This window comes from Algoriphagus limi (assembly GCF_024919275.1).
In the GTDB taxonomy this organism is placed as follows: Bacteria; Bacteroidota; Bacteroidia; order Cytophagales; family Cyclobacteriaceae; genus Algoriphagus; species Algoriphagus limi.
This window is the reverse complement of sequence record NZ_JANWGH010000002.1, coordinates 848,965-867,608: the sequence shown is the minus strand read 5'-3', so window position 1 is coordinate 867,608 and position 18,644 is coordinate 848,965. Positions and strand designations below refer to the sequence as shown.

General features: G+C 39.8%; 11 protein-coding genes. 3 read left to right on the top strand and 8 right to left on the bottom strand.

Annotated elements, in window-relative coordinates:
* The 3 genes from NY014_RS12175 to NY014_RS12165 form a co-directional block, all read right to left on the bottom strand.
* On the bottom strand, positions 1-7,845 hold a 7,845-nt coding region (locus NY014_RS12175), incomplete at its 3' end, for a DUF7507 domain-containing protein (RefSeq protein ID WP_259414887.1).
* Positions 7,846-7,952: 107 nt separating this feature from the next.
* Entirely contained in the window at positions 7,953-8,201 is a 249-nt protein-coding gene (locus NY014_RS12170; RefSeq protein ID WP_259414853.1) for a hypothetical protein, read from the bottom strand.
* Positions 8,202-8,520: 319 nt separating this feature from the next.
* Complete coding sequence (locus tag NY014_RS12165; protein ID WP_259414852.1) at positions 8,521-9,225, bottom strand: helix-turn-helix domain-containing protein; 705 nt, start codon at positions 9,223-9,225, stop codon at positions 8,521-8,523.
* A gap of 575 nt (positions 9,226-9,800) precedes the next feature.
* Between NY014_RS12165 and NY014_RS12160 the strand changes: the two genes are divergently transcribed.
* Positions 9,801-10,478 (top strand): nitroreductase family protein, encoded by a 678-nt coding sequence (locus tag NY014_RS12160; RefSeq protein WP_259414851.1) that lies wholly within the window; start codon positions 9,801-9,803, stop codon positions 10,476-10,478.
* Positions 10,479-10,565: 87 nt separating this feature from the next.
* On the opposite strand, the gene NY014_RS12155 is transcribed toward NY014_RS12160, so the two are convergent.
* The gene (locus NY014_RS12155; RefSeq protein ID WP_259414850.1) at positions 10,566-12,122 is read right to left on the bottom strand and encodes an arylsulfatase; all 1,557 of its coding nucleotides are present in this window, start codon (positions 12,120-12,122) and stop codon (positions 10,566-10,568) included.
* 142 nt (positions 12,123-12,264) lie between these two features.
* On the opposite strand from NY014_RS12155, the gene NY014_RS12150 reads away from it, so the two are divergent.
* Complete coding sequence (locus NY014_RS12150; RefSeq protein ID WP_259414849.1) at positions 12,265-13,653, top strand: glycoside hydrolase family 30 protein; 1,389 nt, start codon at positions 12,265-12,267, stop codon at positions 13,651-13,653.
* A gap of 167 nt (positions 13,654-13,820) precedes the next feature.
* Here the strand turns inward: NY014_RS12150 and NY014_RS12145 are convergent, their stop codons facing one another.
* From NY014_RS12145 to NY014_RS12135, 3 genes are read right to left on the bottom strand one after another with little or no spacing between them, the layout of a single operon-like run.
* The gene (locus NY014_RS12145; protein WP_259414848.1) at positions 13,821-14,648 is read right to left on the bottom strand and encodes a mechanosensitive ion channel family protein; all 828 of its coding nucleotides are present in this window, start codon (positions 14,646-14,648) and stop codon (positions 13,821-13,823) included.
* Positions 14,649-14,683: 35 nt separating this feature from the next.
* Positions 14,684-15,388 (bottom strand): methyltransferase domain-containing protein, encoded by a 705-nt coding sequence (locus tag NY014_RS12140; protein ID WP_259414847.1) that lies wholly within the window; start codon positions 15,386-15,388, stop codon positions 14,684-14,686.
* Positions 15,385-16,461 (bottom strand): type III polyketide synthase, encoded by a 1,077-nt coding sequence (locus NY014_RS12135; RefSeq protein WP_259414846.1) that lies wholly within the window; start codon positions 16,459-16,461, stop codon positions 15,385-15,387. The genes NY014_RS12140 and NY014_RS12135 overlap by 4 nt, the downstream gene beginning before the upstream one ends.
* Before the next feature lie 78 nt (positions 16,462-16,539).
* On the opposite strand from NY014_RS12135, the gene NY014_RS12130 reads away from it, so the two are divergent.
* Positions 16,540-17,439, top strand: a complete 900-nt coding sequence (locus NY014_RS12130; RefSeq protein ID WP_259414845.1) for a UbiA family prenyltransferase — start codon at positions 16,540-16,542, stop codon at positions 17,437-17,439.
* Here NY014_RS12130 and NY014_RS12125 read toward each other — a convergent pair.
* Positions 17,436-18,551, bottom strand: a complete 1,116-nt coding sequence (locus NY014_RS12125; protein WP_259414844.1) for an NAD(P)/FAD-dependent oxidoreductase — start codon at positions 18,549-18,551, stop codon at positions 17,436-17,438. The genes NY014_RS12130 and NY014_RS12125 overlap by 4 nt on opposite strands.
* Positions 18,552-18,644 lie beyond the last annotated feature (93 nt).

The window sequence follows — 18,644 nt, the reverse complement described above, 5'->3', positions numbered from 1 at the left end:
AGCTGGTACCGTGATTTCTCCCGTAACGTCATTATAGGTCACCCCATCGCTGAAGATCACATTCGTCAGGTCGTAATCCACATCCGCAGTAGCCGTAATATCGGTCACATCGAACGCATAGGTTTCGTCCGTAGCCGAAGCCGTGGTCATCGTCACCGTATGCGTCAGATCAGTACCCTCGATTTGAGTATCATCCGTGATGCTCTGTACCGCTGCTGTATCATCATCGGTAATCGTACCGGTGGCAGTCACCCCGCCGATGGTCAACTCATAGGTCTCGTCATTCTCATCCAACAAGTCGGTCAAGCCTGGGAACGTCACCGTAAACTCGGTCACCCCAGCTGGTACCGTGATTTCTCCCGTAACGTCATTATAGGTCACCCCATCGCTGAAGATCACATTCGTCAGGTCGTAATCCACATCCGCAGTAGCCGTAATATCGGTCACATCGAACGCATAGGTCAACGGACGGTCTGCTGCGCCACTCATCGCCACCGTATGGTTAAGGTCGATGCCCTCAGTCTCAGTGGCTGGCGTAATAGAAGCAACTTTAATAATCGTCGTTGTCGCGTCATCTTCAACAGGCGTTGTAACCTCATCAGAAGTTACACTAGCTGTATTCACCAATGCTGTTCCAGCATCGATCATGGACTGAGTTACCGTCTTTGTCGCGGTATAGGTCCAAGCTTCATCAATTTCAAGGATATTGTTTGAATTCAAATCCCCACTTACATAAGTAGGAGCTCCATCAGCAAAAGGATCAGAAACAAGAACATTATTAAGACTAATATTCCCAGTATTTTCAACAAGGATTGTATAGGAAAGGATACCAGGCTCGTTGATAGTTGGAAGATCCACCGTCTTATTGACAGTAAGAGATGGGCTCTGCTCAACTGCCGTCTCCTCAGTATCTGAGGTAGGGCCAGGAACTAAGTCTGTGCTTATTCTAAAAGTATTATAAAGTGGACCACCACCATCAATGTCCTCCTGAGTTGTAGTATATGTTGCAGTATAAGTCCAAGTCTCCCCAATATTCAAGGTATTATTGGTAGAAATGCTCTCGACTGGTCCTGTCAATGTATTTGCACCTGCACCAGGAAAAGTTTCAATCGGAACAACGTTCGAAAGAGTGCGGTTTCCTGTGTTTGAAACTATAATCTCATAGGTCAATACTTGACCAGCAGCAGTAACAGGGTCGGGGCCACTAATTTGGGTTTTCACAACAGTCAGGCTCGGTTGCGAGACTGGACTGGTTAATTCAATATCTGAATTATTACCAGTATTTGGATCATTTTCGTTTCCTGAAACAGAAGCAGTATTCACATAACTGATTCCATCTCCAGGTTCATTTACATTGGCTGTAATAATTAAACTTGCACTAGATCCATTTGTCAAATTGCCAATAGTCCAAACTCCAGCATTGGAATCATAAGCTCCTCCACCATTATCGCTTAAATAGGAATATCCATTTGGTAAAAGATCGTTAACTGTAACTCCCGTTGCATCACTTGGACCATTATTAGTTACTGTCAGGGTAAACTCTACACTAGAACCTACTAAAGGCTCTATAATATCAACAACCTTTGTGATTTCAAGATCTACTTGGCTGTTTTGTGTATCCGTATCAGTAGCATTATTATTACCTGTATTACTATCGGAAATACCTGTAGGAGAACTTACTGAAGCAGTATTTACTAAATCTCCAGTATAATTACTCGGAATGTTTAATGAGACAGTATATGTAATACTACCTCCTTCCGGAACATTTACAATTTCGCTTATATCCCCTGTACCACTTGCAATACCGGTAGCACCTCCTGAAAAAGTTGCAGTCCAAGAACCAGTAGTACCAACTGGCAAAACATCTGATACTGTGGCACCATTAGCATCACTTGGACCAGAATTCGTAACTACTATTGTATAAGTATTAATCTGGCCTGGAATATAAGTGTCTGTATTATCTGTTTTTGAAATTCCTAAATCAACAATAGCATTTACAGTTGTATCATCAGTAGAAGTATTATTAGATGTATTTGGGTCTGGTGTAGAGCTTGTAACCGCAGCAGTGTTTGTGATAGTAGAATTATGGGAAACACTAGGGTCAACGGAAGCAACTAAAATCAATGAAGTACTTTCCCCTGCACCAAGGGTACCAATCGTCCAAGTCGGCGCACTCCAGGTGCCAGTTGATGGAGTGGCACTTATCAAACTTAAGCCAGCAGGAAGTACATCACTAACAGAAACAGCTAAAGCATCAGAAGGGCCACTGTTTGTGACTTCAATCGTATAAGTGATATTCTCACCCGCAATAACAGGATCAGGAGTTGCAGTCTTTACAATACTAAGATCAGCAGATGAGTTTACTGTGGTATTCGCGGTAGATGAGTTATTCCCAAGATCTGGGTCATTCGCATCACTGGTAACAGAAGCTGTATTGTTTATTACAGTTCCTGGGGCAACTTCTGGTTTTACTGGCACAGAAATTACTACAGTGGAAGTACCTCCTGAAGAAAGGGATCCAATATTTAAAGAGCCTGTCCAAGGAGTAGAGGCACCGCCATTGAGCGTATAAGTAGCATTCGCGGGAATTAAATAGATGGCAGATAGTACATCTGTTACCACAATATTGGTAGCAATATCAGGGCCCCCATTGGAAACTAATAGAGTGTAGGAAAGCGTATTCCCTGCAATTACAGGGTCTGGACTATCGGTTTTTACAATTGAGATATCAGCAACTATAGAAGGTTCGGTTGTAACCGTTACCGTATTATTTGCTGAAACTGGATCGCTTACATCGCTGTCTGCAGTGGCAGTATTGGTAAATGACTTATTTGTAATAGTCCCTGTAGACGATTCTCCTCTAAAATAAATGGTAGAACTGGTCCCAGGAGCCAAATCGATATTAGAAGGGAGGGAAATTGGATATACAAAAGGAGGCCCTGTGGTAAAAGTAGTCCATGTTGTACCATCAGTCGACCATTGGTACAATCCCCCAGCTTTAAAACCGGTACTCGGAACATCTGAAAAAGTAACTCCAGTGGCAACACTTGGTCCATCATTGGTGATTGTTATAGAATATTCAATTAATGGATTGGTGCCCCCTGGACTTGCAGATGCCTGAATAAATTGCTTTTGGATACTTAAATCGGCATTTGTGTTTACAGTAGTATTCGAGGTAGAGGTATTATTTCCTGTGTTAGGGTCTGTGGTTGAGGAACTTACTGTAGCAGTATTATTAATTGTAACTCCTTGTGCAAGAGCTGAACTGACATTTGTAACAATCGTGATGGTCGCACTTCCTCCAGAAGCCAATGTGCCTATTGTCCAAGTAGGCTCAGTCCAAGTTCCTACACTCGGGCTGGCACTTATTAATGATAACTCAGCCGGAAGCACATCATTAACCTCAACATTCTGAGCATCAGAAGGACCATTATTGGTCACTGAAATGGTATAGGTCAGATTCTCTCCAGCTATGACTGGGTTGGGGCTTCCCGTTTTTGTTATAGCTAAATCTGCAGAAGTATTGACCGTTTTGTTTACAGTCGAAGTATTATTGGAAGTATTTGTATCATTAGTCGTTGAAGATACAGTAGCCGTATTGGTAATTACAGTACCATCAGCCACACTGGAGTTTACTTTGGCAACAATGGTCAGAATAGCAGAAGTGCCATTGTTTAAATTACCTACCGACCAGTTAGGTGATGTCCAAGTCCCTACATTTGGTGTAGCAGAAACTAAGGTAAGGCCAGCTGGTAAAACGTCATTTACTACAACTTCTTTTGCCTGAGAAGGACCATTGTTAGTGACTGTTATTGTATAAGTTATATTCTCACCAACTGCTACAGGTCCAGAAGTTTGGGTCTTGGTAATTGCTACATCGGCTTTAGGATAGACTGGAATAGCAAAGGTTTCAAAATTTGTTCTTCCACAATTATCTGTAACCGTTAGCGTGATATAAATAGTAGTAGTATCATTTACTACAGGAGCTGTAAAGTCTGTACTAGCTGAATTAGGAGCACTGAATGTACCTCCAGCAGATGAAGTCCAAGAGTAAGTTAAAGGTGGAGCTTTCCCCTCTATATTCATCGTAAATGAACCAATCTCCCCAGCATTTAAAGTGACTGGAGCGGCAGCTGTAACAATTTTAGGCTTGAATTCTATTCCAGCCTGCAATAGGAAGTTACCATAAGTTCTGCCTGCTGCTGTATTTTCAGCTACTGTACCCCCATTAAATGTGTGGCTGGTAAATTCCATAATCATACCATAGGCAGGATTACCGAAAGCTCTACCATAGGCTAAAGCTGCTGCTGGGCCCGGAGGGTATAGCCCACTTAATACCTGGGGATGGTCGTGATCCCAAACAGCTACAGTAGTAGTAGGCCTCCAGCCACCAGCTTTTGGAATATTTATTTGCTCGGAACCATTCTGAAGTGCTCCATCAAATCTGCCAAGAAACTGCATAAATGGATCAGAAGCCACACTTGCTGCATACTGTCCCGGACCAGTGGAATAATAATACGGAGGAGGTATTGTACCATCACTGTGACTACCCCATGGTACCAATCCCGCATTACTTAAATAATTCAAATCACCACTTCCATCTCCATCTAGATCGACTAAAGACTCTAGAGCACTCACTGCATGACAAGCCGCAAATAACCAACCTCCATTCTTGATAAAATTATCTAGTGTTGTTTTCTCTATAGCATCCCAATCTTGTGGATCCGCATGCGGCATTACATAAATATCATCGCAAATAGTCAGATTGCTTGGAGCCCCATCTGCTCTATATGAAGATGAAGGAATACCTGCTGGAGTGTAAAAAGCATCAATAGCTTTGCTGCCATTTTGAGCATCCAATACTGCCCTTGGGAAAGATGTAATGACTCCATGAATAGGTGCATTAAATGCAGGTCGATTACAATCAACTGTAAGTCCAGGATAGGAGGCTACCCAAGAATTAATCGTAGCCTGAGCCAGGGGAACAAATTCGGCAGGAATAATAAAGGCCCCTCCATAATAAGTTTTGCCTCCTACTGTAAAATCTGGCTGATCCACCTTGGTGGTAGGTGTTCCAAAGGATTTACTAGGGTTGATGGCCCAATAAACTGGAATCTTTAAATTTGTAACTAGCTGATAAATTAAACCATAAGGTCGAAGACCACTATTTGCAGTTTGAGGGATCACTCCCATATCAATAATACAAGCACCGGCATTAAAAGTCTTCAATGCAGAGGTGAAGACTGATGCTTTATTGTTCCCAGTTACATTATCGGGTGCAGAAGAGCTAAGTACTGTAACTGTATTAGTAAAACCTCCACCATTTAATATTGTAGTATTTATAGTCAAGGTAGCAGATGCCCCATTGGCTAAATTGCCGATAGTCCACTCACCTGTTCCTACATTATAAGTTCCTACTGTGGCAGAAGAGCTATTGTGCTGCAAATTTGTAGGAAGTATATCTTTAATAACCAAACCTGTGGTGGCATTCGGGCCATTGTTGGTGGCAGTGATTGTATAGGTAAGCGGATCTCCTTGGATAGGAGTAGAAGCACTAGCTGTTTTAGTCAGCGCAATGTCAGCGCCGCTTACCTTGAAAGTAGCTGATGCATTGTCATTTGCCGTATTATTTCCTCCCTGAACAGATACAGCTGTAGCATTATTGGTAATGGTAAATCCAGCGGTGTTTGCATTTACAGTTGCATTTATAGTCAAAGAGGCTGAAGCACCACTTGCCAAGGTATTTGTACCAAAGGACCAAACTCCTGTAGTGTTACTATAAGATCCTAATGTAGCAGAAGAAGATACAAAGGTAATTCCAGCCGGAAGTTGATCTTGAACAGAAAATCCTGCTGCTTGGAAAGGACCGTTATTGGTTAGTGTAAGTGTGTAAATAATAGGGGATCCCACATTAAATACACTACCATTTACTGTTTTAGTAAGTGCTATGTCAGCATTACCAACTACAAAAAAGGCACTGGCAGTATTATTGGAAGTAATGCCATCTTGGTTAGTTTGTGTTATGATACTAGCAGTATTATTAACCAGAGTTCCATTTGTCGCTGTTACATTAGCAACAATTGTTAGTGTCTGGGTTTCATTTACATTCAAGTCAAGGTTGGTTCCTCCCCAAATTCCGGTTCCAGAATTATAACTACTCTCAGTCGCAGAAGAGGAAACAAAAGAAACACCTGCTGGCAAAATATCTTGAATCTGAACATCATTTCCTGCAAGTGGACCTTTGTTTGTTACCGTTATAGTATAGGTAATTTGTTGGCCATTGGATGGGGCCGGGTTACTAACTGTTTTGGTGATTGCTAAATCGGCCCCGTTCACTACGAAAGGAAGGGACGCAGTATTATTTGCAAGATTGGGATCTACCTGCTGGAAACTTTCAACAAATGCTGTATTTGTAATCGTCCTTGCCCCATATCCAGCATTTACAGTCGCCTTAAATTTTAGCGTCTGATTACCAGTAGTCCGGGTTGGAGTCGTCCATGTGATAGTACCCGATGAATGAGTGGCGGTGGTACCCCCTGGAATAGAAGTAAATTGTGTAAATGTCAGCCCAGCTGGTAGAATATCCTTTACAACAATATTGGTCCCTATTCCTGGACCTAGATTGGTAAGCTTAAGAGAAAACTCAATTTCTTGGCCTACATCTGGCGTATTATCATTAACTGATTTTTCAAGTAATAGATCAACCTTCGCAACTTCTATTTCTACATTTGCTGTATTATTAGAAGTATTCGGATCATTCTCCGTCATGGAAAACAGCGAAGCTGTATTATTGATTGCTAAACCTGAAGATCCTATTTTAGGAAATGCAGTAATCGTTAAAGTCCTGGTTTGGCCACTAGCTAAACTACCAATGTCCCATATTCCATCTGGAGTCGGTAAATAAGTTCCTTGGTCAACAGTATGACTAACGTATGTAAGTAAAGAAGCTAACTTATCCCTTACCTTAAGATTAGTTGCATTGGTTGGCCCATTATTTTTTACTTTAACTGTGTAAGTAAGATTAGTTCCTTCATTATATGGACCATTTGAAACCGTTTTGGTAATCTGAATATCTGGATAGTTAACAGTTACCGGAATTGATGCAGTATTATTGGAAGAAGTAGGGTCTGGTTGATTTATAGCTGTAACTGATGCAGTATTCGTAATAGTTGCACCTGTTTGTCCTGCATTTACTGTTGCTGTTATGGAAAGTGAAACGGTAACATTATCATTCAATGTACCGATATTCCATATTCCTGAACCCGGAGTATAGGTACCTGCAGCAGTAGAATGTGATTGATACGTTAAACCTGAAGGTATTAAATCAGTGATTTGTAAGCCGGTGGCTGGTGCATCTTGGACACCGACATTTTTAGCTGTAATCGTATAGGTAATAGCTTGGCCTACATCTGGAGTATTGTCATTTACACTTTTTGTAACTTCAATATCCGGCTGGTTTACAGTAAGGGCAAGAGATAAACTATTATCCGCTGTATTATTATCAGCAGGAGTAGATGACAAGTAAGAAGCTGTATTTGTAATGATGGTGCCACTTGTCCCTGTTTTGACAGTTGCAACAATTGATAGAGTTCTATTCTGTCCACTGGCTAAGGCTCCAATGTCCCATACACCTGTTGAAGATGTATAAGTTCCTTGAGATGGATTTGCCGAAACAAAGGTTAGAGATGAGGGTAAAAGGTCAATAATTCGAAGAGCCGTTGTGGCTTGAGGACCATTATTCCTTATAGTGACAGTATATGTAATATTTTGACCTTCATTTGGTGTATTATCATTAACTGTAAGATTCGTCACCTGAATGTTGGTCTGAGCAAAAGCTTGCCCCATACCTGTAAGCAAAATCAGAATAGTAAGAAATTGAGCAATAGCTAAAAATCTTTTGCTGGTATTTTGGAAGGATCTTTTAACGTAATATTCAATCATTCTAGGTACAGTCAAGAGATCCAAACTAAATTGTGAGCATTTCCATATTCAGTCGAATAAGGGAAATCTATTTCCTGGTTAAAACCAAGTTTTCTATTTGAATACAATTCAAATCCGTTTGAAGAATTTTGCTGCAACAGGAAAAAAGATTGTTGACCCGGAATCAAAAACCAGGTGTTCGATCCAATCTCTATAAGATGCGTTGACTTAGAGTTTGAAAAAATTTCCGCCCCTTTTACTTTTAAATTCTTCTTTTTCATAATAATACTTTCAGCCAATTCGTAAAAAGAGGCATTAATACTTTACAAAATTCAGAAGAAAAGAATGGAGATTATTTGAAAAAAAAACATTGTTCTACTGATTTATGCATTTTTAGTGTTTTTTTTATTAAAAAAATGTAAGAATTGATATTAAATCTTGCATAAAGACCTTTCATATAAAATTTTTTGTTTTTTGAACAGCGTTCAAAAAAAGAGCATTTTACATTTTTTTGTATGCGAAACACTCTTTTTTAGGATTAAAAAATTTTAAATTATATTCAAAAATCTGATTAAGATCACTTTTTTCTAAAAAGAAAAATCATTTTTCCATTTCATCAGTTGCTACAATTCCAAGTTCTGAAATGAATTCTCTTGGAGTCGTTCCTGTGTATTCTTTGAAGTAATTATAAAAGCTATTTGGACTATTATAACCAGCACTATAAGCTAAAGATTCGACGGTATAGGATCTCCAGATTACCTCTTTATATAGTTTCCGTATGACAAATTCAATCCGAAGATGATTGATAAATGCATTAAAATTCATTTCGAGTAACTTTTTTACAAGACCTGCGATAGTCCTAGATGGAATATTTAATTCATTTTCCATTTTCTTTACCGTAAAATCCTGAATTAAATAAGGCTGTTCGTATTCCAGATAAGTACAAATAGAAATCCATTTCAATTTTTCGGATTGGGTCAGCGAATTAAAGTTTTTAAACAATTCTGGAGTTTCTAATGGAAAATCACCAAACTCATATTTCAAGTCTTGAAATTGAATGGAAAGGCCATTCTGCAAAAAGGCAGGAAGTGAAGAAAATCTAAGATATTCTGACCTCACAATAAGGAACAGAAAGAAAACGCCAACTGAACTGTTCCTAAAGAAAACCCATGTTTCAAAAAAGCTGATTGCATCAGCTATTAATAAAGAGACTAAAACGATTATCAAAAGTTGAAAACTCATCAAAATGATGAAGGCATTAACAAATCCCTTTCTTGAAAATTTTTGAGGGCTGAAGTTCTTCATTTTCATCTGCTCTCTTCCCATTAAAATTAGATATGTAATTAACTGGACCGTATAGAGAATCAGAAAAAAGCTGAAAGGATTTTTAAGCGTAATAAACTGAAAAATAGAATATTCTAATCCTAAATCAGATATTATTGATCTTTGAAAGAGTGAAATCCAAACTAAAATTATAAAAACAGGGCTTAAATGAAAGACCATTTCAATAATTTTAATTTTCTCTTTGGACCTTAATCTTATGCCTAGGTAAAAAATTGGTATCGTAAGGACTAGGATTATTGAATATAGATCAAAAAAAACAAGGTTTTCATTAATTTGATTTATTACTAACTGATAACCCAAAAACCCAACAAAAGACTCAAAAAGAAAAAATGTTCCAAGTAAAATGGAAGAATAACCTTCTCTAAATCCCCGATAAATCCAAATTAAAAAAAATAATAATCCTAGGATCATTATTGGGGAAACTATGAACAATTGAAAATCAGCGGGTAATTTTATAATACTCATAAACTCTAATTCATCCGCTTGAAAAAGTACAAATTCACTTTAGATATTACAAATCCAAAACACTCTTTTTTATGGACAAAAAACATATTAAGGGTTTTGAGCACATACGCTTTACCCATCAAACACTTCCTGAAAAAGAAGTAATCAAACGGTCTGAGGAGTTTTACAAAATCATGGATTTGCGGCGAACAATTCGTGAATTTGATACTAAACCTGTCCCTCTTTCGGTAATGGAAAACATTATCCGAACGGCAGGAACTGCTCCTTCTGGAGCTCACAAACAACCTTGGACTTTTTGCCTTATTTCAGATCTTCAAATCAAAAAACAGATTCGGGAAGCCGCCGAAGAAGAAGAACGGATTAGCTATTCCTCCAGAATGTCTGAAACTTGGAAAAATGACCTGAAGCCCATTGGGACGGATTGGGAAAAGCCATTTTTAGAAGAAGCACCCTATCTCATAGTCGTTTTCAAACAGTCCTACGGAATGGAAAATGGCGAAAAAATTCAACACTACTATGTCAATGAATCAGTAGGAATTGCCTGTGGATTTTTGATTGCGGCTATTCATCAAGCTGGACTAGTCACCGTCACCCATACGCCAAGCCCCATGAATTTTCTCAGTGAAATTCTTAAACGACCTAAGCACGAAAAACCCTATTTGCTGCTTCCAGTGGGTTATCCAAAGGAAGAAACCTATGTGCCAAATCTGAAAAGAAAGGATCTAGAGGAGATTTTGATCCGATTTTAGACCATATAAAATTGAACTAAAAAAGCCAACCGGTTTCCCCGATTGGCTTTCTTCTTTTATCAAGAATTTTTGATTTTATACAAAATCTTACTGTCTAGCTCCTGACATCATGATTTTTTCAATTGCTTTATTAATATCCAAGGAGGCGGCTGCTTGACGAGGTGGAAAATCCTTGAATGTCATGAGATGTTCATTCAAAATACCGATAGCGGGCTGCATCACCCATGATTTTTCCATAATCAAATGGAAGCCTGTGATGTCATCATATTTTTCAAATGGATCCTTTCGCAAATTGAACAATTGAGGCATAGTATGAGAAACCATATCATCAAAGTATCGTTCTTTTGTCGCAAAATGCATTTTCCAAGGACCCACACGAAGGGCGGTTAGATTGGATTCATAATAGTAGAAAAAGTGATTTCTAGCAGATTTATCCGTTTTCCCTGTCCAATAATCGAGGTTATTATACCCGTCGATATGTACCTTATAAGTCATATCTCCAATTTTCTTACCCTCTTTTAGCTCATCTATGATGTTAGAATTCCCGACGGCTGCCATCAAAGTAGGTAAAACGTCTTCATGGGAAGAAATTCCATTTCGTACTAATCCGGCCGGAATTTTACTTGGCCATCTCACCAAAAATGGAGATCTCAATCCGCCTTCATAGGTAGTCATTTTTTCACCTCTAAACATGGTCACCCCAGCATGTGGGAAGGTACTTTGTTCCGGTCCATTATCAGTAGTATAGATCACAATGGTGTTATCAGAGATACCCAATTCATCCATATAATCCAGTATTTGGCCTACATGTCCATCATGCTCCATAAAACCAGACCCAAAAAGGTCCATATCTGAGCTAATGTTAGTAGCAAGATTTCTGGACTCTTCCTTCAAATGGGTGTAAACGTGCATACGGCTTGTAGCATGCCAAATAAAGAATGGTTTATCCGCATCTTTGGCTCTCTTCATAAAGTCCTTAGTCTTGGCAACCAATTCCTCGTCAAAGGTCTTCATCCGTTCTGAGGTCAAAGGTCCAATATCCTTAACCTTCTGTTTTCCGATAACACCGAATCTTGGATCTTCTGTATTATCAAAAGTCTCACTGGCAAAAGATTCAATGATCCCTCGAGGACCATATTTTTCAGCAAACTCTTTTGTTTTTGGATAATCCGCTTGTTCAGGCTCTTCGGAAACATTCAAGTGATATAAATTCCCAAAAAATTCATCAAATCCATGAACTGTTGGTAGGTGCTCATTCCGATCTCCCAAATGGTTCTTTCCATATTGAGCAGTCATATAACCCATAGGCTTCAAAAGCTCCGCAATAGTAGGATCTTCAGGCTTCAGTCCAAGTGGATTACCCGGCTGGCCAACTGTAGTGAGGCCTGTCCTCACCGGAACCTGTCCTGTTATAAATGCAGCTCGACCGGCTGTACAACTTGGCTGGGAATAATGATCTGTAAATATCACGCCTTCTTTGGCAATTCGATCAATATTCGGAGTGGGATACTGCATCCCCAAAGAATAGGCACTAATAGCATTCGGTGCCACATCATCCACCATGATCACCAAGATATTTGGCTTTTCCTGTGCAAGGGTAATTTGAAAAAGCCCTGCAAAAAGAATTGTAATGAGTTTTTTCATGGGTTAATTGAATTAATTAGGAAAATTGTTTTGTATACTGAAACATACCTTCAATATTCTTGATAAGTTAAAAAAATCTGATTTTTATCACTAATTCCCTATTCATATGAATTTGGAATTACCTTGAAAAAAATTCAATACTATGAAATCAAGACTAGTCCTATTCCTTTTCTATCTGCTGATTTCAGCTTGTAAAAACACGCATCAGAGCCCAGAATTTTGGTTGACTGACCCTAAATCAGATATTCTTTTTCAGCAAATCCAGCTATCGACATCGAGTAGTGAAGCCAACCTAAAAATTCAGATCGATCCCACTCAAACTTTCCAATCCATGGATGGATTTGGTTTCACCTTATCCCAAGGTTCGGCTCAGCATCTTCTTGCTATGTCTGAAGAAGCCAGACAAACCTTACTTCAAGAACTGTTCGGTTCGGGAGAAAATGATGTGCGAATTTCTTATTTGAGGCTTTCAGTAGCTGCCTCTGACCTGAATGAATTTCCATTTTCATACAATGATTTGGAGAATTCATTTGCCTCCGACCCGGATTTGGAAAATTTCAGCTTGAGCTATGATACCTTGGATGTGATCCCGGTCCTACATGAAATTTTAAAAATAAACCCAGATATCAAATTGATGGCCTCTCCCTGGTCTCCTCCCGCTTGGATGAAGGATAATAAAGATACCCGAGGAGGTTCATTGCTAGAAGAATTCGAACCTGTTTACGCTCAATATTTGGTTCGGTACATCCAGGAAATGGCTGAGTATGGGATCAGAATCGATGCTTTGACGATTCAAAATGAACCTTTACACCCGGGGAATAACCCTTCCTTACTCATGCTTCCGGATCAGCAGGCACGATTCATCGGAAGGTATTTAGGCCCCGCATTTCAAGAAGCAGGAATAGAGACCAAAATCGTGGTTTATGATCACAATGCCGATCGGCCCGATTATCCAATTACGGTCATGCAGGATTCTTTGGCTAATCCATTTGTCGACGGATCTGCTTTTCATTTATATGGAGGGACTATTGATGCCCTTTCTGAAGTGCATGAGGCTTTCCCTGATAAAAACATCTATTTCACTGAGCAATGGGTTGGAGCTCCAGGCAATCTGGAAGGAGACATTCCATGGCATGTCAAGAACCTATTGATAGGTGCCCCGAGAAATTGGGCAAAAACAGTTTTAGAATGGAATCTAAGTTCCAACCCTAGTCTAACTCCACATACCGATCGGGGAGGTTGTGATCGCTGCTTAGGAGCAATCACGATTGATGGGGATATTGTCACCCGAAATCCTGCCTACTATGTCATTGCACATGGAAGCAAGTTTGTCGACCCTGGATCAAAAAGAATTGCCTCCCCGGATATAGAAGAATTGCCAAACGTTGCCTACATAACTCCAGAAGGGAAAACTGTATTGATTGCCCATAATGATTCAGATTCTCCGATTGACTTTGTGATCGAATATGATGGAATGCTTTTCACTGCGACATTAAATTCCAAGGCTACCGGAACTTGGGTTTGGGACTAAGGGAAATTAAAAAAGAAGCTGTCTAATAAAAACTCAAGAGCCACATTGAGCGTCCCCCTCATGGAAGGTTGGAAGTCGAATTATTTTCATTTAGACGGACTTCGACTCCGCTCAGTCTGACAATAAAGTTAGCTTTTAGACAGCCTCTATATTAGTCAAAGAAATAATTAAGCTTGGGCTTGATGCACCACTCGCTGAGGGAATGGAATTTCGATTCCCTGCTCGGCAAAAGCTGCATTAATTGCTTCCATGGAATCAAAATAAACCGGCCACAAATTAGGTGCTTCTGTCCAAGCACGAATGACTAAATCCAATGAGCTGTCTCCGAAATTATTCAAAAAGACAACTGGCTCAGGTTCTTTCAAAATACGCTCGTCATTTTTAAATATGTTCAAAATGATTTCCCGAGCTTGTTTGATATTCGTACCATAGGCCACGCCGACTGTCAAATCAACTCGTCTGGTTGGCTGGGTACTCATATTGACCACATCAGAATTTGCTAAGCCACCATTTGGAATAATAATTTCCTTATTGTCAAAAGTGGTCATGCGGGTGTAAATAATCCCGATTTCTCTAACCGTACCTGTATGGCCTTGAGCAATAATCACATCATCAACCTTGAATGGCTTGAATAGAAGAATTAAAACGCCTCCAGCAAAATTTGAAAGCGATCCCTGCAAAGCCAAACCAATGGCTAAACCTGCAGCACCCAAAACAGCCACAAAGGATGTGAGAGGCACACCCAAAATCGTCGCAATACCAATAATTAAGGATACAAATAATAATGCCTTGATTACTCCAACCAAGAATGTATTAAGAGAGGGATTGGATTCTCTTTTTTCAAGAATTTTGGCAAAAGAACGGACAAGCTTCCCAATAATCCATCGACCAATGAAATAGAAGATGGCTGCATAGGCCAATTTTGGTAAAATGGTATAAGCTAGATCCATTCCCTTTTGGAATAATTCTTCAGCTAGTTCAGGTGAAATTTCCATAATAGATAAAACTTGTTTTTGGTGAAAATTTAAAATTAAACAGAAATCAAAAGCTGCCAGCGAAATGCCCAAAACCAGCGTAAGGAGTAATTATTAATTCCGGCTTTTTCTAAAATTCGCTGCCAATCTTGCCTTTTAAAACTCCGCAAAACAGAAAGAGGCGCATCGTTTCTGACCATTCTTGATTTGCTAAAGAATCTGGTCAAGGTTTGAATGCTATAATAAGCAAATGGATGCCGATGCAAATCGTTAATAACAATCCCTAAGCTTGCTTTTTCCTTGAATACCTGAAGTAATTCAACCAACTCCTCATCCGTGAAATGGTGGGTGAATAAAGTGCAGGTGACGATATCAGCCTTTTCTTTTTTGAAGTCCTGATCAAAGACATTCTGGATTGACAAAACTATAGAGGGTTTATCGCTTAACCTAGTTTTTGCCAGTTGAATCGTATTGGGATTTGCGTCTACCCCCTCCAATTCCAGAGGAATCTCATTCATTTCGGCCCAATCTGAAATGACCCGAAGCATATCTCCTCCGCCGCAACCAATGTCAACGATTTTATAGCTTTCTTGGCCTTTATCTTTGATTAACTGTTGAATTCCCTTGGTTGTTACGTGATTTCCTCCCAACCAGCGATTAATGGTTTTCAATTCCCGCAACGTCTGATTTAGCTCCTCTCCAGAGCATTCCAGGTCATCCATCAACTCCTTTTGGGTGCTTCTCTGGCTAAAAGAGATCATGGCTTATGGAGCATTAATGTTTCCAAAGTAAGCCCCGGGCCAAAGCCCATTGCCAAAATATCTCCTGAAATGGAATCATCCTTCAACATTGCCTGAAGGACAAAAAGGATAGTAACAGACGACATATTTCCAAAATTGCGGAGAACCTCTGAAGCATGTCGATTACAATTCTCGGGGAAAGAAAATGCTTCCTGCACCTTTTGAAGAATTTGTTTACCTCCGGGATGAATAGCAAAATTAGAAATTTGGGAAAGCTTGAATTTCCTTTCAAAGGCTTCTCTAAATTTTTCAATTCCATCTTGAAGCAATTGCGGAACGTATTTACTAAGAGCCATTTCAAAACCAAAATCCCCAATAGACCAAGCCATATCCGGTGCTCCTTCGGAAATTAAATGACTAGAATATCCTTGAATGGCCAATCCTTTTGGCTGATTGGAAAGCAATGCTGCTGCTGCACCATCTCCAAAAAGAGAATTCGCCAACAGATTGTCTTCATTATAGACTTTTTGAAAATGCAGAGTACATAATTCGACCGATACCAACAAAACCTGAGCGTCAGGCTCGGCACGGAGAATTTTATCTGCCAGTTTTATCCCGGAAAAAGCCGCATAACAGCCCATAAAATGAATGCAATAACGCTCTACCTGAGGATTGATCCCAAGTCGTTCCATCAACTTAAGCTCTACTCCAGGAGCAAGCATTCCAGTACAAGATATGAGAATCAGATGGGTCAATTCGGAGACCGAAACAGAACCTGTTGCAAGACATTCTCTTACCGCTTTTTCCGCAAGATTCGGAGCTTCTTTTGCAAAAACCTCCATACGGGCTTTGGTTCCGGGAAAAGGGTCCAAGTTTTCTGATTTAGGAAAAAAAGAAAAGTCTTCTACTTTTTCTTTATCAAAATCCCTTAAAACACTGTACCTAGTGTCTATTCCTGATTTCCGGTACAAAAAGTCCAGTTTTCTTCCTTCATATTCGTCCAGACCATGGGCTCTTCGCATGAAGCGCGCGATTTCTAGTTGATTGATAGGAGATCCGGGGTTAGCCAGACCGATCTGATTCAAAAATGACATGCAGGTAAGTTAGCGGAATATCTTTACATTAGAAGTACCACAAATTAAACTTAAAACCCTGTCAAAGGTTATTGATCCATGATTACCCGTTCAAGTATTCTTCATCTTCGAATTCCCTTTTCCCTCTTTCTTTTACCGGTCTTTCTTTTTGCCTTGGGTTTAACACCAAACCTGAACGAAAGTAGGCTACTATTGGTCTTTTTGACTTTACACCTTTTCCTATATCCTTCCTCTAATGGCTACAATAGCTATTATGATAGAGATACAGATAGCATTGGGGGACTGAAGCGGCCTCCTGAGGTCACAAAAGATTTACTAGGCCTATCCTTAGCCTTTTTTGCCATTGCACTCCTTTTAGCATGGCAAATCAATTTAGCCTTCACTAGCATGGTTTTGATCTATGGCTTAGTGAGTATGGCCTATTCTTATCCAGGCATTCGACTGAAGCGTCTACCATGGCTCGGATGGCTGATTGCCGGATTATTTCAAGGTTATTTCACCTTTGCAATGGCTTATGCAGGACTCAGTGATTTTGGGTGGGGTATTTTCCTAAAACCCCATGTACTCATGCCAGGAATGTTGACTTCCTTGATGCTTTGGGGTAATTATCCCCTAACTCAAGTTTACCAACATCAAGAAGATGCCCGTCGAGGAGATATGACCTTAAGCCGGAAACTTGGGATTATTGGAACATTATCTTTTTCGGCCCTTTTCTTCGCCCTAGCAGGAGCTGGATTTGCATGGTTTTTCCTGGACAAAGGACTGGATCGCTTCCTTTGGATTTTTCTCGCAGCGATGGCACCTATTGTCCTGTATTTTCTAATATGGTTTTCATTCGTGCGAAGACAGCCTGAGCGCTATGCAAACTATTCCTGGGCAATGGGAATGAATTGGATTTCAGCTATTGCGCTCAATGCATTCTTTATCTACTTCTTTTTGGAATACACCCAGATTCTTCAGGTATTTGGTTTCCTCTAGAATGGTTCTCCGTGGGTATTCCGGATGATTTGTTGAGAAAGCCAAGGAAAATTAGCAAGTAAGTTTCTAGCAAAAGAAGAACTGGTCTCTGCACCAAAAAGCTTTTGAATCCATCTTCCAAAAAGCAATCGATTCTTGAAATGAAGATTCCATTCTTTGCTATACTGATTTTCGATTTGGTTTCTATTTTCAAAATTCTCAAAAATGTTTGCCAACAAAAATGCTCCCCGGATCGCCATGGCCATTCCATTCCCATTTAGTGGGGTAATTAATCCTGCTGAATCTCCTACCATCAAAAGGTGATTTTCCACAGGTGATTTTTTTTCAAAACTGATTTCATTTATCACCTCGGGCTTTTCAAATAGGAATTCCCCCTCATTAAAAATTTGAGCGAGTTTTGGGTTTCTCCATAAAACTTGCTGTTCCATTTCCGGAATGGATCCAAATTCGCGTAAATGCTCCCTTCGGCCTAAATAGCACAAGTTAAATTTTCCTTCCTCCACTGCATTCAAACCGCAATACCCTCTTGGGAAATTATGCAATGCAACCACCTGATTTGGTCGGTCGATTTTTATGTGGTATTTGACTCCGATGAATGGGGAACGCTTTTGAGTGAAAGGTCTATTTAAAAAAGAATCTATGCGGGAACGCTTTCCGAAAGCACCAATTACATAATCCGATTCAAGTTCATTTCCGCCTTCTAATTCTACTTGAAAGCGATCGCTTTCTGAAAGGAAATTCACCTCCAAAACCTGCGTTCCGGTAAGAATTTCTGCTCCCATTTCCTGCGCACGCATGGAAATATGATCATCCAGTAAAAACCTACTAATCCCAAAGCCTCCCAAGTCCAAGGGTGTCTGCACCGCTTTTCCCTTGATATCTGAAAATTCAAAGCGATTGATTTGAGGAAATGCAAATCCTGGGGGTAATAGCTTTTCCCGATTCAAAAAATTCACTACCTCATTGGACAAATACTCTCCACATACCCGGTGGAATGGATAGACTTTTTTTTCGATCAATCGAACAGAATGTCCGTTTTTAGCCAGCAAATACGCAGAAACCAATCCTGCGAGGCCTCCACCGATGACGATTATGTCTCTCTTTTTTCCCAAGCTTTTGCCTTTAATTCTATCATTTAACCGCCTATCAAAAATTAAGTTCAGAGAAAGGCAGAAGCGCTTTTTAACGAGTTATTTTAAGCAAAA

Coding starts and splice junctions, on each gene's coding strand:
- NY014_RS12170 (WP_259414853.1), bottom strand. CDS start 8,201: ATGAAAAAGAAGAATTTAAAAGTAAAAGGGGCGGAAATTTTTTCAAAC.
- NY014_RS12165 (WP_259414852.1), bottom strand. CDS start 9,225: ATGAAGAACTTCAGCCCTCAAAAATTTTCAAGAAAGGGATTTGTTAAT.
- NY014_RS12160 (WP_259414851.1), top strand. CDS start 9,801: ATGGACAAAAAACATATTAAGGGTTTTGAGCACATACGCTTTACCCAT.
- NY014_RS12155 (WP_259414850.1), bottom strand. CDS start 12,122: ATGAAAAAACTCATTACAATTCTTTTTGCAGGGCTTTTTCAAATTACC.
- NY014_RS12150 (WP_259414849.1), top strand. CDS start 12,265: ATGAAATCAAGACTAGTCCTATTCCTTTTCTATCTGCTGATTTCAGCT.
- NY014_RS12145 (WP_259414848.1), bottom strand. CDS start 14,648: ATGGAAATTTCACCTGAACTAGCTGAAGAATTATTCCAAAAGGGAATG.
- NY014_RS12140 (WP_259414847.1), bottom strand. CDS start 15,388: ATGATCTCTTTTAGCCAGAGAAGCACCCAAAAGGAGTTGATGGATGAC.
- NY014_RS12135 (WP_259414846.1), bottom strand. CDS start 16,461: ATGTCATTTTTGAATCAGATCGGTCTGGCTAACCCCGGATCTCCTATC.
- NY014_RS12130 (WP_259414845.1), top strand. CDS start 16,540: ATGATTACCCGTTCAAGTATTCTTCATCTTCGAATTCCCTTTTCCCTC.